Here is a 20,079-nt window from a genome sequence, read left to right as displayed (position 1 = left end):
AGATCGGCAATCAGGCGGTGAGTACCAGCGCCCCTTGCGACAGGCCTTGCTCCAGGTCCCCATGGGCCCTGGCCGCCTCGGCCAATGGGTAACGGCGCCACACCGTGGGCCGGATGATACCCTCGGCGACCGCCGCCAGCACATCGCTGGCGCGCTGCTGGTACGCCTCGGGGGTCGCGGTATGCGCGGCCAGCGAAGGCCGCGTCAGGTACAGCGAGCCCTTGGCATTGAGCGTGGCCACCTCGACAGGCGCCGGCGCACCCGAGGTGCCGCCGAACGACACCAGCAACCCGCGCGGGCGCAAGCTGTCGAGCGAAGCCTGCAGCGAGGCCTTGCCCACGCAGTCGTACACCACATCGACGCCCTGCCCCTGGGTCAGCTCACGCACCTGGCCGGCCAGGGTGGCGGCGTCGAATACCAGCACATGCTGGCACCCCGCTGCTTGCGCCCGGGCAACGCTTTGCGGCCGCGAAACCACGCCAATCACGGTCGCCCCCAGATGAGATGCCCACGGCGCCAGCAACTGGCCAAGCGCGCCAGCGGCGCCATAAAGCAGAATCTGGGTGCCCGGCCCGACCGGGTAGGTGGTCTTGAGCAGGTACTGCGCGGTAATTCCTTTGAACAGCACCGCCGCCGCCGCTTCCTCGCTCAACCCCGGCGGCAGCTTCACCAGGCGCTCTGCCGGGTACAGGCGGCCGCTGGCGTAAGCCCCGACCGGGCCGGTGGCGTAGCCAACCCGGTCACCTGGCTGCACGTTGAACACCCCCTCGCCCACCGCCATGACCCGCCCGGCGCCTTCCAGCCCCAGGCCCGAAGGCAACGCCAGTGGCGCGGCGCCTTTGCGTTGCAGAATGTCGAGAGGGTTGACGCCGATGGCGCGCTGTTCCAGCCAGACCTGGCCGGGGCCAGGCTGCTGGGCCTGCAGCGCTTGCAACTGCAGGACGTCGGCGCCGCCGGTGGCGCTGAGGACGATACGGGTGGCCATGTTCGATTCCTTGAGAGTGGGTAGACCCGCTCAGGCTAATTAGCAGCCAAGAATCGAACAATCAGGCTGGGTGCAGATGATTCCTGCACCCGGTGAAGCAGTTGCTCAGCAGCCGGTGAGTGCCACCGGCCGGCGCTCGCCGGCAAAGAACAGCGGGCGCAGGCGCACGCCGATGACGTTGCCGCAGTAGGCCGCCAGCAGCCACAACCAGCCATGCACGCTGCCGGAGGCGATGCCGCTGAAGTACGCGCCGATGTTGCAGCCATAGGCCAGGCGCGAGCCATAACCCAGCAGCAGGCCACCGATCACCGCAGCGACCAGCGACGCCAGCGGAATCTTCAGGCTCGGTGCGAAACGCCCGGCCAGACCTGCCGCCAGCAATGCGCCGAGCACGATGCCGATGTCCATGACCGTGGTGATGTCCTGCCACAGCGGCGAGGCCAGCGCCTTGGCATTGGCTGGCGCCTGCCAGAACACCCAGCTGCCGACATCCACGCCGAAGCTGGACAGGGCCTTGGCGCCCCACAGGGCGAAGGCCGAGGTGATGCCCCAAGGGCGCCCGGCCAGGGCCAGGGTGGCGTAGTTGAGCAGCGCCAGGGCGATGGCGCCCCACAGCAGGGGCCAGGGGCCGCGCAGGAAGCGGCGCAGGCCCTGGTGCTCGCTGCTGGCCGGTGCTTCCAGGGCGCCATGGCGGCGCTTTTCCAGGACCACGGTGGCCCAGGCGATCAGGGCGAACACCGCGACGCTCGCCAGCAAGGCCGGCGCAACGCCCCAGGCCTGGACGATCGAGGTGGCCGGGAACGATGGCAGGGCGAACCACCAGTCGGCATGGTGGGTGGCGGTGACCGAGCCGATGATGAAGAACAACAGGGTCACCAGCATCCGCGCGTTGCCGCCGCCGACGGTGAACAGCGTGCCCGAGGCGCAGCCGCCGCCCAGCTGCATGCCGATGCCGAAGATGAAGGCGCCGAACACCACCGACACCCCGGCCGGCGCCACCAGCCCGGTGACCGGGTTGCCGAACAGGTTGCCTGCCGCCAGTGCCGGGAAGAACAGCAGCACGGCCAGGGTTAGCATGACCATCTGCGCGCGCAGGCCGGCGCCGCGGCGTTCATTGATGAACACCCGCCAGGCCGAGGTGAAGCCGAAGGCGGCGTGGTAGAGCGTCAGGCCCAGGGCGGCGCCGACGATCAGCAGCAAGACCTGCTTGAAACCGGCATTGAGGTTGAGGAACCAGGCGCCGGCCAACAGCAGGGCCAGGGCGATCAAGGGTGCGCCCAGGCGGCGCGGTTCGGGTGTGGCAGTGGCGGAAAGACCCATTGGAGTGCTCGGATACAGTGAAACGGGCGGCGATTATAGCGCCGTGGGTTTCTTTTGTGCCTGTTCTGGCCTCATCGCCGGCAAGCCGGCTCCCACAAGGTTCGGTGCGCTACCTATGGGAGCCGGCTTGCCGGCGATGGGGCCAACATATCTGTTAGGCTGATAACACCTTCGCCAAAGCCACCAGGCCATTCGCCCCATGGATGAACTGCGCAAGATCGACCTCAACCTGCTGCTGGCCCTGCATGCCCTGCTCAGCGAACGGCACGTCACCCGCGCCGCACTGCGCCTGCACCGCAGCCAGCCGGCGGTGAGCCATGCCCTGGCACAACTGCGCGCGCATTTCGACGACCCGCTGCTGATTCGCCAGAACGGCCAGATGGCCCTGAGCGCCCGTGCCCAAGCCCTGGCCAAGCCGCTGCAGGATGCCCTGGGCAGCCTCAACGGCCTGCTCGCCACCCCGCGCTTCGATCCGGCCCTGGCGCAGCGGCGGTTTCGCCTGTCGTTGTCCGACTATTCCTCGCGCATCATCCTGCCGCCGCTGGTGCGCTACCTACGCCGGGTGGCGCCGGGGGTCGACCTGGCCATCAGCCAGGCCAGCCGCGAGACCATGCTCGCGCAGCTGCTCGATGGCGAACTCGACCTGGCGCTGGGCATCTTCCCCGAACTGCCGCCGGCCATTACCGCGCAAACCCTGTTCGAGGACAGTTTCATCAGCGTCGCCGACCGCCAGGTACTGCCCGCCAAGGGCGGCCTGGCGCTGGACGACTGGCTGGCCCGCCCGCATGTGCTGATGGCCATGCGCCCCGATGCCCACGACGAAATCGAACGCGCCCTGGCCGAGCGCGGCATGCGCCGGCGCATCGCCTTGGCGTTGCCACACTGGAGCGCGGCGGTGGAGGTGCTCGCCGGCACCGACCTGGTGCTGACCGTGGCCAGGCGCGCCGTCGGCCCGCTGCGCCCGTACAAGACGCTGCGTGCGTTCACCCCGCCGCTGCCCATCCCTGCCCTGGCCTACCAACAGGCCTGGCACAGGCGAAAGGACAGCGACCCCGGCCACCGCTGGTTGCGCGAGGCCGTGTGGGCGTGCAGCCAACCCGGCCAGTAATCAGCCTTCCGGCTGCTTGGCCACGACCGCGCCACTGCCTGCCGGGCTCGACGCCCAGGTACCCTGCACCAGAAACACCCCCGCCAGGATCAGCACCACACCGGCCACCCTGGCCAGGTTGATCGGCTTGCTGGGCACGCCCATCAGGCCGAAGTGGTCGACCACCACCGAGGTGATGATCTGCCCCGCCACCACCAGCACCAGGAAACCTGCGGTCCCCAGGCGCGGGATCAACGCCGCGGCAGCCGCCACGTAGAAGGCGCCCAGCACGCCGCCGATCCACAGCCACCAGGGGCCTTGCAGCGCCTTGCCCAGGTCGGGCATCGGCACTCGCAGGATCAGCAGCGCGGCGATGACCACCAGGGAGCTGACCGTCAGCGAAGTGAACGCCCCCCACAGCCAGTGCCCCAGGGCACGACCGACAGTGGCATTGGCAGCCGCCTGGAATGGCAGCACTGCCCCCGCGAACAGGGCCATGAGCAGCGGAAGAAAACTGAGCAGGAGGGTCTTGTTGGACATGGATGCACTCATCGCAAGAACGGATGAGTGCATCATGGGTGAATTGACAGGGTGAATGGAAATCGAAACGGTGCACCCTGCTTATTCGTCAGATGAATAGCCGCGCTTAGCGCGAGGTTTCCACCCTCAGCACTTCGGTATAGATCGCATCGACGGTCTGGCCGACCTTGAGGTTTTTCATGCGTGCCTGCAGGTCTGGGTTCTCGACCTTCACCACCTGCAACTTGCCTTCAGGCGGCAGCAGGCTCACTTCGTGGGTCTTCAGGTCGATCTTCTTGATCTGCGAAGTCACCTTCACCTGGCGGAATGCCTCGCCGCCCGGGTTCGGGTTGTCCTTGGTGGCGCGGATGGTGCCGGACTCTTCGCTGGCCTTGGTCGCCCCGCCAACGTCGGTGTTGAGCACATAGGCCACCGCGCGGGTGACGTAGATGTCGACCTGGTCGCCCACTTTGAGGTTGGGCAAGGCCTTGGCCTTCTCCGTCAGCTGGAAGGTCACAGGCTTGTCGTGCGGCCCCTTGACCGTCACCTGGCGGTTGGCCTGGTCGATGGCCGTGACCTCGGTTTTGACATGGCTTTCCAGTGCTTCGCTGGCAATCGGAATATCCGCCGCCTGCACGCTGATGCTGGCAGTGGCGACCAAGCTTGCAAGTGCAACGGCACGTGCGAGTGTGCAAAGAGAATTCATAGGCCTGCTTCCCTGTGTTCAAGACCGGAGTCGTGTGCGTGAGAAGTTCACGCGCAAACAAGCATAGTCGCTGATCCGCGCCTGGCATTGATCTGCCGCAGGCTGCATGGCAGCAGATCGCTGCGCTGCCACGCAGCCTGCGCCAGGCTCAGCGGTTGCGGGTGACCCGCCACACGGTGTTGGCCAGGTCATCGGCGATGATCAACGCCCCGCGCGGGTCGACCGTGACGCCCACCGGCCGGCCGCGGGTCTTGCCGTCCTCACCCCGGAAGCCGGTGGCGAAGTCGATCGGCTCGCCGGCTGGCTTGCCGTTGCTGAACGGCACGAAGATCACCTTGTAGCCCACCGGGTTCGGCCGGTTCCAACTGCCGTGCTCGCCCACGAACACGCCGTCGGCAAAGCGCTCGCCCATGGCCGGCAGGGAGAAGCCCACGCCCAGCGCGGCCACGTGCGAACCCAGGCTGTAGTCGGGCTTGATCGCGGCGGCCACCTTGGCCGGGTTCTGCGGTTTGACCCGCTCATCGACGTTCTGCCCCCAGTAGCTGTAGGGCCAGCCATAGAAGGCGCCGTCGCGCACCGAGGTCAGGTAGTCCGGCACCAGGTCCGGGCCCAGCTCGTCGCGTTCGTTGACCACCGCCCACAGCTGCCCGCTGCCCGGCTGGATCGCCAGTGCCGTGGGGTTGCGCAGGCCGGTGGCGTAGGGCCGGTGCGCGCCGCTGGCGGCGTCGACCTGCCAGACCATGGCCCGGTCCACCTCGGCCTCCATGCCGCGCTCGGTGATGTTGCTGTTGGAGCCGATGCCCACGTACAGGTAACGCCCGTCGGGGCTGATGGCCAACGACTTGGTCCAGTGGTGGTTGATCTCGCCGGGCAGGTCGGTGACCTTGGTCGGCGCGCCGCTGGCCTTGGTCTGGCCCTCCTGGTAGTCGAAGCGCACCAGCGCATCCTGGTTGGCCACGTACAACTTGCCGCCTGCGAAGGCCAGGCCATAGGGCGCATTGAGGTTTTCGGCGAAGACGGTCTGCAGCTCGTAGGTGCCATCGCCATCGGCATCGCGCAGCAAGGTCAGGCGATTGCCGCCCTTGACCGAGGTGTTGCCCTTGGCCTTGATCTGGCTGGCGATGACGTCCTTGGGCTTGAGTTTCGCGGCATTGCCGCCGCGCCCCTCGGCCACCAGGATGTCGCCGTTGGGCAGCACCAGGCTCTGGCGCGGGATCTTCAGGTCGGTGGCGATGGCCGTGATGCTGTAGCCCTCGGGCACGCTGGGCTTGTGCTCGCCCCACTGCGCCGGCTGGGCAATCTTCATGCTCGGCAGCAGCCCACGTTCCGGGGCCGGCAATTTCGGGTCCGGGCCGAGCGCCTGGGTGGCCTCGCCGTCACCGCCACAGGCGCTCAACAACAGCGCCACGCTCAACACGGGCAACGCCTGCAAAGGCTTCATGCCACACCTCCCGAACGCAGGTTGCTCATGCCCAGCCACGCGGCGACGCAGGCCAGCACGGTGACGATCAGCGACAGCACCAGGCCCGCCGGCATCACGGCCCAGGCATCCTTGGCGTGCTCGAAGGCGTTGACCAGCCCCAGCACCCAGGTCACCAGCAACAGCAAAAAATACAACGTCGGGCGGCCAGCCTTGCGCGGGGCACGAACCAGGTTGGCCAGCGCGAACAACAGCGCCAGGCCGCAGAACACCAGCCCGCCAGCGATCAGCCAGGCGGCGAAGTTGCTCCACTGGATCTGGTAGCTCTTGAAGTAGGCGATGTCACTCAACAAGGCGCCGAGGAACAGCGGCACCGTACCGGCCAGCAGAATCGCATGCAGTGGGCTGGGCGTGCATCGGTAGAGGGTTTGCTCGGTAGCGGTCACGGCGCCTCCTTATCAGTCAGTGACCCGGAACTGATGGCGTGGGCGCGGTTGCCCGGTCCATCAGGCCTGCGCAGGGGTGCGCTTAGCAACGGATCGCCAAGTCATCCGATAAGTTCACCGCTTGGCTTGATTGACATATCCTGAAAGCATTAACCCTCCCCCTGACAGAGACACTGGCATGACCGCTCGCACCGCTCCCCCCTACGCGCAATGGGCCGCGCATGCCCTGCTCGCCCTGGCCCTGGTGCTGGCGGCCGGGTGTTCGAGCAAGGGCAGCAAGGCGCGCCAGTACGCGGCGGCGCCTGGCTCCAACTGCTTTGCCAAGGCGGTGCCGACCACGGGCGAAGGGGGGCTGGCCTGGGGCAATACGCTGAGCATTGCCAGGCAGAAGTCGATGAACAACTGCATTCGCTATGCGGGGCGCTCGGGCGGTACGCCGAACACCTGCCAGGTGGTCATGGCCAAGTGCAAGAACTAGCCCGACTAAGGGTTTGTCTGTGGCGGCTTCATCGCCGGCAAGCCGGCTCCCACACACCGGCGGCAAGCCGGCTCCTACAGGTGAGGTGGGAGCCGGCTTGCCGGCGATGAGGCCCGCCAGGTCGCCTCAGACCGCCTTGGCCCGCGCAGCGTGCAGCTTCTTGTAGCTCTCGATCAGGCGCAGATGGCGGTCCAGGCCTTCGAGCTTCATGCTGGTCGGGGTCAGGCCATGGAAGCGCACGCTGCCGTCCACCGAGCCCAGCACCGCATCCATGCGCGGGTTGCCGAACATGCGGCGGAAGTTGGCCTCGTAATCTGCCATTTCCAGCTCATCGTCCAGCTGCACTTCCAGCACCACGTTCAGCGCCTGGTAGAACAGGCCGCGCTCGACGGTGTTGTCGTTGAACTGCAAGAACGCCTCGACCAGCTCCTTGGCATCTTCGAAACGCTTCAACGCCAGGCAAATCAGCAGCTTCAGCTCAAGGATGGTGAGCTGGCCCCAGACCGTGTTGTCGTCGAACTCCACGCCAATCAGCGTGGTGATGGTGGTGTAGTCATCCACCTCGCAGTTGTCCAGGCGCTTGAGCAACGCGCGCAGGGCGCGGTTGTCGAGGCTGTGCAGGTTGAGAATGTCGGCACGGAAGCCCAGGGCGCGGTTGGTGTTGTCCCAGATCAGGTCCTCGACCGGGTAGATCTCCGAATAGCCCGGCACCAGGATGCGGCAGGCGGTGGCGCCGAGGTTGTCGTACACGGCCATGTACACCTCCTTGTCCAGGCTCTCGAGGATACCGAACAGGGTCGCGGCTTCCTGGCTGTTGGAGTTTTCGCCGTGGCCGGAGAAGTCCCACTCGACGAACTCGAAGTCGGCCTTGGCACTGAAGAAGCGCCACGACACCACCCCGCTGGAGTCGATGAAGTGCTCGACGAAGTTGTTCGGCTCGGTCAGCGCGTGGCTTTCGAAGGTCGGCTGCGGCAGGTCGTTCAGGCCCTCGAAGCTGCGCCCTTGCAGCAGCTCGGTCAGGCTGCGCTCCAGCGCCACTTCGAAGCTTGGGTGGGCGCCGAACGAGGCGAACACGCCGCCGGTGCGCGGGTTCATCAAGGTCACGCACATCACCGGGAATTCGCCGCCCAGCGAGGCATCCTTGACCAGCACCGGGAAGCCCTGCTCTTCCAGGCCCTGGATGCCGGCGAGGATGCCCGGGTACTTGGCCAGCACTTGCTGCGGCACGTCCGGCAGGGCCAGCTCGCCCTCGAGGATCTCGCGCTTGACCGCCCGCTCGAAGATTTCCGACAGGCACTGCACCTGGGCTTCGGCCAGGGTGTTGCCGGCGCTCATGCCGTTGCTGAGGAACAGGTTCTCGATCAGGTTGGACGGGAAGTACACCACCTGCTCATCGGACTGGCGCACGAACGGCAGCGAACAGATGCCGCGCTCGGTGTTGCCCGAATTGGTGTCGTACAGGTGCGAGCCGCGCAGCTCGCCGTCCGGGTTGTAGATTTCCAGGCAGTACTCATCGAGGATCTCGGCCGGCAGCGCGTCTTTGGGGCCGGGCTTGAACCACTGCTCGTTGGGGTAGTGCACGAACGGCGCGTTGGCGATCTCTTCGCCCCAGAACTGGTCGTTGTAGAAGAAGTTGCAGTTCAGCCGCTCGATGAACTCGCCCAGCGCCGAGGCCAGCGCGGCCTCCTTGGTCGAGCCCTTGCCGTTGGTGAAGCACATCGGCGACTGCGCATCGCGCACGTGCAGCGACCAGACGTTGGGCACGATGTTGCGCCACGAGGCGATCTCGATCTTCATGCCCAGCCCGGCGAGGATGCCGGACATGTTGGCGATGGTCTGCTCCAGCGGCAGGTCCTTGCCGGGGATGTAGGTGCTGGTGTCGGCCACCGGCATCAGCAGGCCCTGGGCATCGGCGTCGAGGTTGTCGACCTGTTCGATGATGAATTCGGGGCCGGTCTGCACCACCTTCTTCACCGTGCAGCGGTCGATGGAGCGCAGGATGCCCTGGCGGTCCTTTTCGCAGATGTCTTCGGGCAGCTCGACCTGGATCTTGAAGATCTGGTTGTAGCGATTCTCCGGGTCGACGATGTTGTTCTGCGACAGGCGGATATTCTCGGTGGGGATATCGCGGGTCTGGCAGTACAGCTTGACGAAGTACGCCGCGCACAGCGCCGAGGAGGCAAGGAAATAGTCGAACGGCCCCGGCGCCGAGCCATCGCCCTTGTAGCGGATCGGCTGGTCGGCGATCACCGTGAAGTCGTCGAACTTGGCTTCAAGACGAAGGTTGTCGAGAAAATTGACCTTGATTTCCATGCGGGATTACCGTGATTTGAGCGTGCAAAACGAAATTTGGCCGGCATTATCCGGGTTTTTCCGCTGGAAGTCCTGTTTGTCGGCACCGCCGGCTTCAAGCGCGCTGCAGCCTCTGTGGGAGCCGGCTTGCCGGCGATGGGGCCGCCACCTATTTGCGCATTCCGCCGGATTGCTTGCCTGATCCTCTGAACCTGCAGCCCCCGCCAGACGAATGGTTTCAGCTGTGTGCTAGCGTTTCTAGATTGGGGGACAACGTATTCCCCAGGCGACGACAACCGATGATCAGCAGGTGAGCCATGGAACTTCGAATCAATCAGCAGACCTACCAGGTCGAGGCTGAAGCCGACACGCCCCTGCTGTGGGTGCTGCGCGACGACCTGGGCATGACCGGCACCAAGTACGGCTGCGGCCTGGCCCAGTGCGGCGCGTGTTCGGTGCTGGTGGACGGCAACGTGGTGCGCGCCTGCGTCACCCCGGTGGCAGGCGTGGTCGGGCGCGAGGTGACCACCATCGAAGCCATCGAGGCCGACGCCGTGGGCAAGCGCGTGGTGGCCGCCTGGGTCGAACACCAGGTGGCCCAGTGCGGCTACTGCCAGTCCGGCCAGGTGATGGCCGCCACGGCGCTGCTCAAGCACAGCGCCAGCCCCAGCGACGAGCAGATTGCCGCGGCGATGGTCAACCTGTGCCGCTGCGGCACCTACAACGCCATCCATGCCGCCGTGCACGCACTGGCCCAAGGGGAGAAGGCCTGATGAACGCGCCCTTCGACACCCCCGCAAGCCTGCTCGACCTGCCCGTGGGCGGCGCCGTCAACCTGTCGCGCCGGCGCTTCGTGGCCGGCACCGCGATCGGCGCGCTGGTTCTGGGCTTCGGGCTGCCCCTGGGCAGCGCTCGGGTGCAGGCGGCCACCGCCAGCGCCACCGAACGCGGCACCCAGGTGCCGGCGTTCCTGGAAATCCGCCCCGACAGCAGCGTGCGCCTGCTGTGCCCGTTCATGGAGGGCGGGCAAGGCACCTACACCGCCATGGCGCAGATCGTCGGCGAAGAACTGGACGCCGACCCGGCCACCTTCCTGGTCGACAGCGCCCCGCCCGGTGAAGCCTACGTGGTGATGGAAAACGGCATGCGCATCACCGGCGGCAGCATGTCGGTGCGCATGAGCTACCCGACCATGCGCCGCCTCGGTGCCCTGTGCCGGGCCATGCTGATGCAGGCGGCCGCCGATCAATGGGGCGTGCCGCTGGGCGAGCTGAGCACCGAACCTGGCAAGGTGCTGCACAGCGCCTCGGGCCGGGCGCTGGCCTACGGCGAACTGGCCGGGCGCGCCATGGACCTGCCGGTGCCGGACCCTGCTAGCGTCAAGCTGCGCGACCCTAGCCAGTTCCGCTGGATCGGCAAGCCGGTGCGGCGCGTGGACGCCTACGACAAGTCCACCGGCAAGGCCCTGTACACCATCGACATCAAGCTCGACGGCATGCTCCACGCCGCCGTGCAACACGCCCCGCGCCTGGGCATGACGGTGGGCAGCGTGCGCAACCAGGACCAGGTGCAGGGCCTGCCGGGCGTGCACTCGGTGCACCAGCTACCCGGCGCCGTGGCGGTGGTGGCCGAACGCTGGTGGCATGCCAAGCGCGCCGTCGAAGCGCTGCAGGTCGACTGGCAGGAACCGGCCGCAGACAGCCAGGTGCGCGCCATGCCGGCGGACTTTTCCAGCGACGCCTGGCGCGATCATCTCGCGGCCCAGCAAGGCCCGGCCCGCGACGATGAACACGAAGGGGATGTGGACGGCGCGCTGGCCAATGCCAAGACCAAGGTCGAGGCCACCTACCACAACCAGTACCTCAACCACGCCCAGCTGGAGCCGCCCTCGGCGCTGGCGCGCTTCAACCCCGATGGCTCGCTGGAGGTGTGGCTGCCGAACCAGGCACCGGACATGTTCCGCGACGACATCGCCAAGCGCACGGGCCTGGCCCCTGCGCAGATCACCCTGCACTCACCGCTGCTCGGCGGCTTCTTTGGCCGCCACTTCCTGTATGACTCGGCCAACCCCTACCCGCAGGCCATCGCCCTGGCCAAGGCCGTGGGCCGGCCAGTGAAGCTCATATGGAGCCGCGAGGAGGAGTTTCTGCGTGATGTGCTGCGCCCGGTGGCCGTGGTCAAGTTCCGCGCAGGCCTGGATGCCGACGGCCTGCCCGTGGCCCTGGAAGCGGTGAGCGCCACCGAGGGGCCGACCGAAGCCCTGGCTGGCAAGCAAGGCGAAAAGATCGACCCCACCGCCCTCGAAGGCCTGTCGGGCAAGGCCTACGCCATCGCCAACAAACGCATCGCGCAGATCTACGTGAAAGGCCCGGCGATGCTCGGCTACTGGCGTTCGGTCGGCAACTCGCTGAACGACTTCTTCTACGAGGCATTTCTCGACGAGCTGGCCGACAAGGGCGGCAAGGACCCCTTCGAGCTGCGCCTGCACCTGCTGCGCGACAACCCCCGGCTGACCACCCTGCTCAATGCGGTCGGTGAGCTCTCCGGTGGCTGGAAGCGCGGCCCGTTCACCGCCGAGGACGGCAGCAAGCGCGCCCGCGGCGTGGCCATGGCCTCGCCGTTCGGCTCCCAGGCGGCGGTGATTGCCGAGGTGTCGATCGAACAGGGCCAGGTCAAGGTGCACGACATCTGGCAGGCCATCGACCCCGGCAGCATCGTCAACCCGGCGATCATCGAAGCCCAGGTCAACGGCGCCGTGGCCCTGGGCCTGTCGCAGACGCTGGTCGAGGAGGCGGTGTACCTGGACGGCAAGCCGCGTGCGCGCAACTACGACCTGTACCCGATCCTGCCGGCTTCGCGCATGGCCCGGGTGCATGTGCGCATCGTCGAAAGCGGCGAGAAGATGGGCGGCATCGGCGAGCCGCCGCTGCCTGCGGTGGCGCCGGCGGTGGCCAATGCGGTGGCGCACCTTACCGGACAGCGCATCCGCAGCCTGCCCCTGAGCCGCTATACCTTCAGCTGACCGGACAAGGACGGCCCCATGACCCAACGCCGATTGGCAACGACCCTGGGCTGGCTGGCAGTGCCCTGCCTGCTCGCCGCAGGCCTGCTGGCCTGGTACGTGACCCGCGAGCCCGCCTCGCCCTTTGCCGCCGAACAGGCCGCCAGCCCCGACCCGGCGCTGGTCAGCCGTGGCGAGTATGTGGCCAGGCTCAGCGATTGCGTGGCCTGCCACAGCCTGCCCGGCGCCAAGCCGTTTGCCGGCGGGCTGCAGATGGCCACCCCGCTGGGCGCGATCCACGCCACCAACGTCACCCCCGACCGCGCCACCGGCATCGGCGCCTACAGCCTGGCCGACTTCGACCGCGCGGTTCGCCATGGCGTGGCGCCGGGCGGCAAGCGCCTGTACCCGGCCATGCCCTACCCCTCCTACGCCAAGCTCAGCGATGACGATGTGCGCGCCTTGTATGCCTTCTTCATGCACGGCGTGCAGCCCGCACAGCAGGCCAACATCCCCAGCGACATTCCCTGGCCGTTGAACCTGCGCTGGCCCATCGCCCTGTGGAACGGCCTGTTCGCCCCCACCACGCCCTACGCCGGCAAGCCGGGCCAGGACGCGCTGTGGAACCGCGGCGCCTACATCGTCCAGGGCCCTGGCCACTGCGGCAGCTGCCATACCCCACGTGGCCTGGCGTTCAACGAAAAGGCCCTGGACGAAGCCGGCGCGTCCTTCCTCGCCGGCGCCTTGCTCGACGGCTGGTACGCGCCCAGCTTGCGCACCGACCACAACACCGGCCTGGGCCGCTGGAGCGAGGCGCAGATCGTGCAGTTTCTCAAGACCGGGCGTAACCAGCACGCGGTGGTGTTCGGTTCGATGACCGAGGCTTTCAACAACTCCACCCAGTTCATGGCCGATGACGACCTGGCGGCGATCGCCCGCTACCTCAAGTCGCTGCCGGGCGACCCGGGGCGCGACGGCACGCCCTGGCAGTACCAGGCTGATGCTGGCGAGCGCCTGGACCGCCCCGGCGCGCACACCTACCTGACCCGCTGCGCCACCTGCCATGGCCTGGACGGCAAGGGCCAGCGCGAATGGATGCCGCCGCTGGCCGGCGCCACCTCGGCCTTGGCCAAGGAAGATGCCTCGGCCATCAACATCACCCTCAATGGCTCGCAACGCATCGTCGCGGCGGGGTTGCCGGATGCCTACCGCATGCCGGCCTTCCGCGAGCAGTTGTCGGACCAGGAGATTGCCGAGGTGCTGAGCTTCGTGCGCAGCACCTGGGGCAACCATGGCGGCGCGGTGCAGGCCAAGGCCGTCGGCAAGCTGCGCGGGCATACCGACCCGGCCAGCAGCAGCCCGATCATCCTGCACATGCGCTGAGCCGCCAGCCGGCCAGCGACCGGGTCATTGCAGGGACGGGCAACTGCTTCTGCCAGGCACCGCCGCCGCCCGCACGGCTTCGGCGAGCTTGCGCAGGTTGGCCTGCTGGGCGTTGACCAGGCTGTTGATGCTGTTGTCGGCCGGCGTCTGCACCGCGGTGCGGCAGGTCAGCTCGGCCTCGCCCGGGCGTTTCAGGCGCCACAGCGTGTCCAGCGCGGCGTATTGCCCGGGCACGCTGTCAAAGCGCTGCACATCCACCCTGAGCAGCGCCTTGGCACCGGCGGCCGGGCCACCCAGCAGGTCCTGCAGGGCACTGCGGAACTCGTCGACCAGGTTGGCGCCCCACCACTCGGTTTCCAGAATCGCCAGGCCACTGGCACCTTGGCGCACCACCAATTGCGGGCGGTCCACCTGCGGCGGCAGCACCACCCGGCCGACCAGCACCGGCTGGCCGCCGCTCTTCACCGGCTGGGCCGGCACCAGGGTGTGGTAGTTGTTCGGCGTACTGCTGCAGCCCCACAGCAGCGTGAGCACAGCGGCCCCACACAGGTTGCGCATTCGATGCATCGGGTGGCACTCCTCTGGCCTGCGCCCTCAAGGTTTCAGGTTGTCTGCACCGGCCGCCTTCGGCCGGCCACGAATCAGCGATTCAGGGTGGCGGCCCAGGTAGTCCGACAGGTCGCGCAAGGAGCGCGACATGCGTTCCAGCTCGTCCAGCGTCTCGCCCAGCCGTTCGCGTTGCGGCGAGTCCTCGGAGATCGCCGCGTTGGCGGTCTGCAAGGTCTTGTGGATCTCGTCCAGGGTGGTTTTCACCCCAGGCAAGGTCTGGCCATTGAACTGCTTGAGGTTGGCGCGCAGGTCGCGCAGGCTGCCGTCGAGGTTGTTGGCGATGCTCTCCAGCGGCAACTTGCTGATACGGGCGATGAAGTGCTGCAACTGTTCCTGGAGCTTTTCCAGGCTGCCCGGCAGCGTGGGGATGACGATCGGCTCGGCCGCCATGTCGAAGGTGACCTTGGGCGCATCGGGGTAGAAGTCCAGGGAGATGAACATCTGCCCGGTGATCAGGTTGCCGCTGCGCGCCTGGGCCCGCAGGCCGTGCTCGACGAAGGTGCCGATCAGGCGCCGGGCGCCGGCCATGTCGCCTGGGGTCTGCTTGAACACGCCGAGCATCTTCTGGTGCACCGGGCCCAGGCGCTGCGGGTAGATCACCGCATCGACCACCACCGGGAAGCTCTGCTTGACCGGGTCGTAGTCGAGCTGGATCGAGGTGACCTTGCCGAATTCCACCCCCTTGAACTCCACCGGCGCGCCCACCGACAGGCCGCGCATGGCCTGGTCGAAGCGCAGCTGCAGGTACTGGGCCTGGCCGTTGGGCGGCGACAGCGCCGTTTCGCGGTCGGCGAACAGCTGGAACTGCGCCTGGTCCTGGGCGGGGTGGGCGTCGGGGGCGAAGTCGGGCGAGCCGAATGCCAGCCCGCCCACCAGGATCGACGACAGCGACTCGGTATCGACCTTCAGGCCATTGGCGCCGATCTGCATGTCGACGCCGCTGGCGTTCCAGAAGCGCGTGTCGTCGGTGACGAAGGCATCGTAGGGCGCCTGCACGAACACGCCGATTTCCACGCCCTTGCCATCTTCCTGCAGGTTGAAGGACACCACCTCGCCCACCGGGATCTTGCGGTAGTAGATCGACGAGCCGATATCCAGCGAACCCAGGTCACTGGCGCTGAGCTTGAAGCGCTTGCCCTTCTCGCCATAGGTGATCGGCGGCGGCAGGTCCAGGCCGGTGAAGTTTTTTGCCGGCGCCTTCGATTCACCGGCATCGGCGCCGATGAAGCTGCCCGACAACAGCGTATCCACCCCGGAAATGCCCCCGGCGCCAATCCGCGGGCGCACCACCCAGTAGCGCGCGCCTTCGGTGGCGAACGACTTGGCATCGTTGGACAGCTGCACCTTGACCAGCACGCTCTTGTGGTCCTCGGCCAGGTCCACCGTGGTCACCTCGCCAATCACCACGCTGCGGTACTTGACCTGGGTCTTGTGCGCCACCAGGCCTTCGCCGGAAGGAAACGAAATCGAGATCACCGGCCCTTGCTGCATCCAGTTGCGCACCACCAGCGAGGCGCCGACCAGGATCGCCAGGATCGGCACGATCCACACCAGCGATACATTCCAGCGCCGGGTACGAATCTGCGCCTGCCCTGGGCCTTCTCGGTTGTCACTCGCTTGCGCCATCGGTGCCGCCTCCGTCGTTGCCAGGGTCGTCCCAGATCAAGCGTGGGTCGAAGCTCATTGCCGAAAACATGGTCAGCACCACCACCATGCCGAAAAACAGGATGCCCGGGCGCGGCTCGATGGTGCCCAGGCCGCGCAACTGCACCAGGGCAGCCACCAGCGCCACCACGATCACATCGAGCATCGACCAGTAGCCGATCAGCTCCACGGCGCGGTACAGCTGCGAGCGCTGCCGGCGCGCCCAGCGCGAGCCGCTCTGGGCGGTGAACAGCAGCAGGCCGAGGGAAAAGAACTTCACCGCCGGCACGCCGATGCTGGCGATGAAGATGATCAGGGCGATGTCCCAGGCGCCGGCTTCCCAGAACTCCAGCACCCCGCCACCGATGGTGCTGTCGCTGCCGCTGCCGAGCATTTCGGTGTGCATGACCGGCAACAGGTTGGCCGGGATGTAGAACACCAGCGCCGCCAGCAGAAAGGCCCAGCCGCGGCTGATGGCGTTGCTCTTGCGCGGGTGCAGCGGCGCACCGCAGCGGTTGCAGGTGTGCGCGCCGTCGCGCAGGTCACAGGCCTGGCCGCAGCCGTGGCACAGGCACAGGCCCAGGTCCTCGGCCTGCAGCGGTGTGCTCATACCAGCTCCCACAGGTCGCGGATGTCGCGCCCGGCGATATAGATGATGAGCATGCTCAGTGCGGCCAGGGCGATCAGGCCGATGCCGGGGATCACATCGAGCAGGCCGGCCAGCTTGATCACGGCCACCAGCGCGCCCAGCAGGCAGACTTCCAGCATGCTCCAGGGCCGCAGGCCCTCCAGGCAGCGCATGCACAGGGCAAACCCGGGCGCCCGGCGGCCGGCCAGGGCGAAGCTCAATAGCCAGCACAACAAGGCGATTTGCAGCACGGGGGCGAAGATCACGGCCAGGGCCATCACCAGGGCGATGAAGGTGATGCTGCCGCTGCTCAGGATCAGCACCGAATCCCACAGGGTGGCCGAGTTGGTCAGCCCCTGCATGCCGATGGTCATCATCGGGTAGAGGTTGGCGAACACCAGCAGCACCGCGCCGGTGACGCTCAGTGCCAGGCGCTGCTGCACGCTGAGGCTGGTATGGCGGTACAGCACGCCGCCGCAGCGCGGGCACAGCGCACGCTGGTGCCGCTGCACGGGCGCACGCGCGTACACCGCATCGCAGTATTCGCAGATGACCAGGTTGCCGGGCCCGTTCATGCTCATGTGGTTTCCCTGAGGACAGTCTTGTAACAAGCAGTCATTCCAGGCCTTCCTGCACGCTGACAGGTGCAAGCCTAGTAGGAAAATGTACTTGTGCAGGGAAGGAACACGAATTGCGGGCGGAGATGGCAAAACGGCGAGGCCAGGGCATCGACCTGATCATCGATACCCTGCCCTCGCCGTGCGGGCGAAGCGCGGATCAGCTGCGGATACGTGCCAGGGTGCGTTCGGCCGCCGTCTGGAAGACCCGGCGCAGGCCGTCGGTCTGGGCCTGGGAGAGGCCCTTGGCACAGGTCACCCCTTGCAGGAAGCCGATGCCCCAGTTGCGGGCCTCTTCCAGTTGCTGGCGGTCTTCGGCGTCAGCGATGTCGCCCAGGTGCAGGGCGGCGTGGTGTTCGTAGCGGTCTTCCAGCGCCAGGTCGCGCAATGCTTTGAGCGCGATCTTGAATTCGGCAGCGGCAACATCGTCCAGGCCCAGGTGCTCGAATTGCAGCAGGCTCAGACGGTCGGTGGCGGTCATCGGCGAATCTCCGTTTCTCAATCAGGGCAGCAAGGCATGAACATCACCAGCCATGCGTCGACGCCTCCAGGTGGCGGACGATGATGGTAGCGGTAACCGCTTGTATACCATAGGTGAAGCCTCTGGCCCTAGTGGCGGGCGCCATCCGGTCGGCTTTGCCGTGCGCGGGTGCCTTTCGTCGTCATCACTAAATTTAAATTGAATTTAAGTTAAATCTGACCCAGGCTCGGCACATCCCTACAAGGAAACCAGACCATGGCGATTACCCAGCGTGAACCCCGCAAGGATGGCGAAGCCACCCGTGCCCGCATCCTGCAGGCAGCCGGTGAACTGTTCGCCGCCGTCGGCTACGCCGAAGCCAGCAACAAGGCGGTGGCGGCCAAGGCCGAGGTCGACCTGGCGTCGATCAACTACCACTTCGGCAGCCGCAACGGCCTTTACCTGGCGGTGCTCGATGAGGCCCGCCGGCGGTTCCTGGACATCGCCGACCTGCAGCGCATCACCCTCGGCCAGCAGCCGCCAACGCAACGGCTGCGCGAGCTGATCGAGCTGGTGGTCAGCAAGGCCACCCAGGTGCGCAACAACTGGCACCTGCGCGTGCTGGCCGCCGAAGTGCTGGCGCCCAGCCCGCACGGCCAGGCCCACCTGCAGGCCGGCACGCCGCTGAAGCTGGCACTGCTCAAGGGCCTGTTCAGCGAGATCACCGCCATCCCGCTGGAGGCGCCCGCACTGACCCGCTGCATCCTCTGCGTCACTGCGCCCTGGGCGATGCTGCTGATCGGCCCGCGCGGCACCTCCAGCGCCCTGCACGAGATTCTCGGCATGCCGGCCGACGAGGTCAGCGACCACCTGTACCACTTCGCGCTGGCGGGCCTTGAGGCCACCGGGCGCCAGTACGCCCAGGGCGAGGCCCAGTGAACATGAACGCACCCGCCTCCCAATCCGAGATGCCACCCCTCGCCGCCGACGCGCCCAAGGCTTCCCTCCCCTGGCTGCTCGGCGCCTTGATGCTGGTGATGTTCCTCGCCGCCCTCGACCAGACCATCGTCTCCACCGCCCTGCCGACCATCGTCAGCGACCTGGGCGGCCTGCGCTGGCTGTCCTGGGTGGTCACCGCCTACCTGCTGGCCTCGACCGTGGTGGTGCCGCTGTATGGCAAGTTCGGCGACCTGTATGGGCGCAAGCGCGTGCTGCAGATCGCCATTGCCCTGTTCCTGCTCGGCTCGGCCCTCTGCGGCCTGGCCCAGGACATGACCCAGCTGATCCTGTTCCGCGCCTTGCAGGGGCTGGGTGGTGGCGGCCTGATGGTGGTGGCGATGGCCGCCATCGGCGATGTCATCCCGCCCGCCGAGCGTGGCCGCTACCAGGGCCTGTTCGGCGGTGTGTTCGGCCTGGCGACCGTGGTCGGGCCGCTGATTGGCGGTTTTCTGGTCGAGCACCTGTCGTGGCACTGGATCTTCTTCATCAACCTGCCGCTGGGCCTGCTGGCGGTGCTGGTCATCGGCGGCGTGTTCCGCCCGCATGTGGCGCCGGTCAAGCACGTGGTGGACTACATCGGCGCGTTCTTCCTCACCGTGACCCTGGGCTCGCTGGTGCTGATCACCAGCCTTGGCGGCAGCCTGGTGCCCTGGGCGTCGCTGGACATCCTGTGCCTGGCGCTGTTCGCGGTCATCGGCCTGGTCGGCTTCATCTTCGAGCAACGCCGCGCCGCCGAGCCGATCATGCCGCTGCACCTGTTCCGCCACCGCACCTTCGTGCTGGCCGGGCTGATCGGCCTGATCGTCGGGGTGTCGCTGTTCGGTTCGGTGACCTTCCTGCCGCTGTACATGCAGGTGGTCAAGGGCGCCACGCCAACCAGTGCCGGCTTGCAGATGCTGCCGTTGATGGGCGGCCTGCTGGTGGTGTCGGCCATTACCGGGCGGCTGATCAGCCGCTGGGGGCGCTACCGGATCTTCCCGATCGTCGGCACCTTGCTGCAGGTGATTGCCCTGGGGCTGTTGAGCCGGCTCGAGCTGGACACGCCAAAGCTGCTGTTGAACCTGTACATGGGCCTGTTGGGCGCAGGCCTGGGCATGGTCATGCAGGTGCTGATCCTGGCGGTGCAGAACAGCGTGGAACGGCGCCACATGGGCGTGGCCACCTCGGGCGCGACCCTGTTCCGCTCGATTGGCGGCTCGGTCGGCGTGTCGGTGTTCGGCGCGCTGTTCTCCCATTCGCTGCTCAACAGCCTGTCCGGCGATTTCGCCGCCACCCCCGGCGGCCCCGCGAGCCTGTCGCCCACGGCCGTGCACGCACTGGCCGCGCCGCTGCAGCAGGCCTACCTGCAGGCGTTTTCCGGGGCGATGCATGGGGTGTTCCTGGTGGCAGCGGTTGTTACCAGCGTGGCGTTCGCGCTGTCCTGGCTGCTGCGCGAAGTGCCGCTGCGTTCGGCAGCTACCCCGTGACCCAACTATTCTGAGTGAT

General features: G+C 67.2%; 19 protein-coding genes. 7 read left to right on the top strand and 12 right to left on the bottom strand.

The genetic code is table 11. The features are described 5' to 3' along the window. Positions 1-10: 10 nt before the first annotated feature. Both L6D75_RS00470 and L6D75_RS00465 read right to left on the bottom strand, forming a co-directional pair. Complete coding sequence (locus tag L6D75_RS00470; RefSeq protein WP_176516452.1) at positions 11-985, bottom strand: quinone oxidoreductase family protein; 975 nt, start codon at positions 983-985, stop codon at positions 11-13. Between the two features lie 105 nt (positions 986-1,090). Continuing rightward, complete coding sequence (locus L6D75_RS00465; protein ID WP_176516449.1) at positions 1,091-2,305, bottom strand: YeeE/YedE family protein; 1,215 nt, start codon at positions 2,303-2,305, stop codon at positions 1,091-1,093. Positions 2,306-2,504: 199 nt separating this feature from the next. On the opposite strand from L6D75_RS00465, the gene L6D75_RS00460 reads away from it, so the two are divergent. After that, positions 2,505-3,413 carry a LysR family transcriptional regulator gene (locus L6D75_RS00460; RefSeq protein WP_176516447.1) on the top strand — a complete coding sequence of 303 codons (909 nt, stop codon included), beginning with the start codon at positions 2,505-2,507 and terminating at the stop codon, positions 3,411-3,413. Here L6D75_RS00460 and L6D75_RS00455 read toward each other — a convergent pair whose 3' ends face one another. The 4 genes from L6D75_RS00455 to L6D75_RS00440 all read right to left on the bottom strand — a co-directional run bounded on the left by L6D75_RS00455 (position 3,414) and on the right by L6D75_RS00440 (position 6,483). Continuing rightward, positions 3,414-3,932: a DMT family transporter gene (locus L6D75_RS00455; RefSeq protein ID WP_176516445.1), complete on the bottom strand. Its 519-nt coding sequence runs from the start codon at positions 3,930-3,932 to the stop codon at positions 3,414-3,416. It lies immediately after the preceding gene. 106 nt (positions 3,933-4,038) lie between these two features. After that, positions 4,039-4,617, bottom strand: coding sequence for a hypothetical protein (locus L6D75_RS00450; RefSeq protein WP_176516443.1), 579 nt, complete (start codon positions 4,615-4,617; stop codon positions 4,039-4,041). A 148-nt stretch (positions 4,618-4,765) separates the two neighbouring features. Continuing rightward, entirely contained in the window at positions 4,766-6,058 is a 1,293-nt protein-coding gene (locus L6D75_RS00445) for a PQQ-dependent sugar dehydrogenase (RefSeq protein WP_176516441.1), read from the bottom strand. Further along, positions 6,055-6,483, bottom strand: coding sequence for a DUF2231 domain-containing protein (locus L6D75_RS00440; RefSeq protein WP_176516440.1), 429 nt, complete (start codon positions 6,481-6,483; stop codon positions 6,055-6,057). The genes L6D75_RS00445 and L6D75_RS00440 overlap by 4 nt, the downstream gene beginning before the upstream one ends. A 178-nt stretch (positions 6,484-6,661) precedes the next feature. Between L6D75_RS00440 and L6D75_RS00435 the strand changes: the two genes are divergently transcribed. Next, positions 6,662-6,961 (top strand): hypothetical protein, encoded by a 300-nt coding sequence (locus L6D75_RS00435; protein ID WP_176516438.1) that lies wholly within the window; start codon positions 6,662-6,664, stop codon positions 6,959-6,961. A 126-nt stretch (positions 6,962-7,087) separates the two neighbouring features. On the opposite strand, the gene L6D75_RS00430 is transcribed toward L6D75_RS00435, so the two are convergent. After that, the gene (locus L6D75_RS00430; protein WP_176516435.1) at positions 7,088-9,274 is read right to left on the bottom strand and encodes an OsmC domain/YcaO domain-containing protein; all 2,187 of its coding nucleotides are present in this window, start codon (positions 9,272-9,274) and stop codon (positions 7,088-7,090) included. A gap of 296 nt (positions 9,275-9,570) precedes the next feature. Between L6D75_RS00430 and L6D75_RS00425 the strand changes: the two genes are divergently transcribed. From L6D75_RS00425 to L6D75_RS00415, 3 genes are read left to right on the top strand one after another with little or no spacing between them, the layout of a single operon-like run. Next, positions 9,571-10,026, top strand: coding sequence for a (2Fe-2S)-binding protein (locus L6D75_RS00425; RefSeq protein WP_176516433.1), 456 nt, complete (start codon positions 9,571-9,573; stop codon positions 10,024-10,026). Then, entirely contained in the window at positions 10,026-12,275 is a 2,250-nt protein-coding gene (locus L6D75_RS00420) for a xanthine dehydrogenase family protein molybdopterin-binding subunit (RefSeq protein WP_176516431.1), read from the top strand. The genes L6D75_RS00425 and L6D75_RS00420 overlap by 1 nt, the downstream gene beginning before the upstream one ends. Positions 12,276-12,293: 18 nt before the next feature. Further along, positions 12,294-13,637, top strand: a complete 1,344-nt coding sequence (locus L6D75_RS00415; RefSeq protein ID WP_176516429.1) for a c-type cytochrome — start codon at positions 12,294-12,296, stop codon at positions 13,635-13,637. A 24-nt stretch (positions 13,638-13,661) separates the two neighbouring features. On the opposite strand, the gene L6D75_RS00410 is transcribed toward L6D75_RS00415, so the two are convergent. The 5 genes from L6D75_RS00410 to L6D75_RS00390 all read right to left on the bottom strand — a co-directional run bounded on the left by L6D75_RS00410 (position 13,662) and on the right by L6D75_RS00390 (position 17,616). Continuing rightward, positions 13,662-14,204: a PqiC family protein gene (locus tag L6D75_RS00410; RefSeq protein WP_176516427.1), complete on the bottom strand. Its 543-nt coding sequence runs from the start codon at positions 14,202-14,204 to the stop codon at positions 13,662-13,664. A gap of 27 nt (positions 14,205-14,231) precedes the next feature. Then, positions 14,232-15,872, bottom strand: a complete 1,641-nt coding sequence (locus L6D75_RS00405; RefSeq protein ID WP_176516425.1) for a PqiB family protein — start codon at positions 15,870-15,872, stop codon at positions 14,232-14,234. Next, a complete protein-coding gene (locus tag L6D75_RS00400; protein WP_176516423.1) occupies positions 15,856-16,500 on the bottom strand; it encodes a paraquat-inducible protein A in 645 nt (214 codons plus the stop codon). The genes L6D75_RS00405 and L6D75_RS00400 overlap by 17 nt, the downstream gene beginning before the upstream one ends. Next, positions 16,497-17,093, bottom strand: a complete 597-nt coding sequence (locus L6D75_RS00395; RefSeq protein WP_176516463.1) for a paraquat-inducible protein A — start codon at positions 17,091-17,093, stop codon at positions 16,497-16,499. The genes L6D75_RS00400 and L6D75_RS00395 overlap by 4 nt, the downstream gene beginning before the upstream one ends. A 202-nt stretch (positions 17,094-17,295) precedes the next feature. Further along, complete coding sequence (locus L6D75_RS00390) at positions 17,296-17,616, bottom strand: hypothetical protein (RefSeq protein ID WP_176516421.1); 321 nt, start codon at positions 17,614-17,616, stop codon at positions 17,296-17,298. A gap of 255 nt (positions 17,617-17,871) precedes the next feature. Here L6D75_RS00390 and L6D75_RS00385 point away from each other — a divergent pair, with 255 nt between their 5' ends. Beyond that, the gene (locus L6D75_RS00385; protein WP_176516419.1) at positions 17,872-18,534 is read left to right on the top strand and encodes a TetR/AcrR family transcriptional regulator; all 663 of its coding nucleotides are present in this window, start codon (positions 17,872-17,874) and stop codon (positions 18,532-18,534) included. A 2-nt stretch (positions 18,535-18,536) separates the two neighbouring features. Next, positions 18,537-20,060: an MDR family MFS transporter gene (locus L6D75_RS00380; RefSeq protein WP_176516417.1), complete on the top strand. Its 1,524-nt coding sequence runs from the start codon at positions 18,537-18,539 to the stop codon at positions 20,058-20,060. Positions 20,061-20,079 lie beyond the last annotated feature (19 nt).

Origin of the sequence: Pseudomonas faucium (assembly GCF_021602585.1) — a bacterium.
In the GTDB taxonomy this organism is placed as follows: Bacteria; Pseudomonadota; Gammaproteobacteria; order Pseudomonadales; family Pseudomonadaceae; genus Aquipseudomonas; species Aquipseudomonas faucium.
The sequence above is the reverse complement of the archived record's forward strand: the minus strand, read 5'-3'. Positions and strand labels throughout refer to the sequence as shown.

Bases quoted from the DNA above. Each gene is read 5' to 3' on its own strand.
- L6D75_RS00470 (WP_176516452.1), bottom strand. From the start codon at position 985: ATGGCCACCCGTATCGTCCTCAGCGCCACCGGCGGCGCCGACGTCCTG.
- L6D75_RS00465 (WP_176516449.1), bottom strand. From the start codon at position 2,305: ATGGGTCTTTCCGCCACTGCCACACCCGAACCGCGCCGCCTGGGCGCA.
- L6D75_RS00460 (WP_176516447.1), top strand. From the start codon at position 2,505: ATGGATGAACTGCGCAAGATCGACCTCAACCTGCTGCTGGCCCTGCAT.
- L6D75_RS00455 (WP_176516445.1), bottom strand. From the start codon at position 3,932: ATGTCCAACAAGACCCTCCTGCTCAGTTTTCTTCCGCTGCTCATGGCC.
- L6D75_RS00450 (WP_176516443.1), bottom strand. From the start codon at position 4,617: ATGAATTCTCTTTGCACACTCGCACGTGCCGTTGCACTTGCAAGCTTG.
- L6D75_RS00445 (WP_176516441.1), bottom strand. From the start codon at position 6,058: ATGAAGCCTTTGCAGGCGTTGCCCGTGTTGAGCGTGGCGCTGTTGTTG.
- L6D75_RS00435 (WP_176516438.1), top strand. From the start codon at position 6,662: ATGACCGCTCGCACCGCTCCCCCCTACGCGCAATGGGCCGCGCATGCC.
- L6D75_RS00430 (WP_176516435.1), bottom strand. From the start codon at position 9,274: ATGGAAATCAAGGTCAATTTTCTCGACAACCTTCGTCTTGAAGCCAAG.
- L6D75_RS00425 (WP_176516433.1), top strand. From the start codon at position 9,571: ATGGAACTTCGAATCAATCAGCAGACCTACCAGGTCGAGGCTGAAGCC.
- L6D75_RS00420 (WP_176516431.1), top strand. From the start codon at position 10,026: ATGAACGCGCCCTTCGACACCCCCGCAAGCCTGCTCGACCTGCCCGTG.
- L6D75_RS00415 (WP_176516429.1), top strand. From the start codon at position 12,294: ATGACCCAACGCCGATTGGCAACGACCCTGGGCTGGCTGGCAGTGCCC.
- L6D75_RS00410 (WP_176516427.1), bottom strand. From the start codon at position 14,204: ATGCATCGAATGCGCAACCTGTGTGGGGCCGCTGTGCTCACGCTGCTG.
- L6D75_RS00405 (WP_176516425.1), bottom strand. From the start codon at position 15,872: ATGGCGCAAGCGAGTGACAACCGAGAAGGCCCAGGGCAGGCGCAGATT.
- L6D75_RS00400 (WP_176516423.1), bottom strand. From the start codon at position 16,500: ATGAGCACACCGCTGCAGGCCGAGGACCTGGGCCTGTGCCTGTGCCAC.
- L6D75_RS00395 (WP_176516463.1), bottom strand. From the start codon at position 17,093: ATGAACGGGCCCGGCAACCTGGTCATCTGCGAATACTGCGATGCGGTG.
- L6D75_RS00390 (WP_176516421.1), bottom strand. From the start codon at position 17,616: ATGACCGCCACCGACCGTCTGAGCCTGCTGCAATTCGAGCACCTGGGC.
- L6D75_RS00385 (WP_176516419.1), top strand. From the start codon at position 17,872: ATGGCGATTACCCAGCGTGAACCCCGCAAGGATGGCGAAGCCACCCGT.
- L6D75_RS00380 (WP_176516417.1), top strand. From the start codon at position 18,537: ATGAACGCACCCGCCTCCCAATCCGAGATGCCACCCCTCGCCGCCGAC.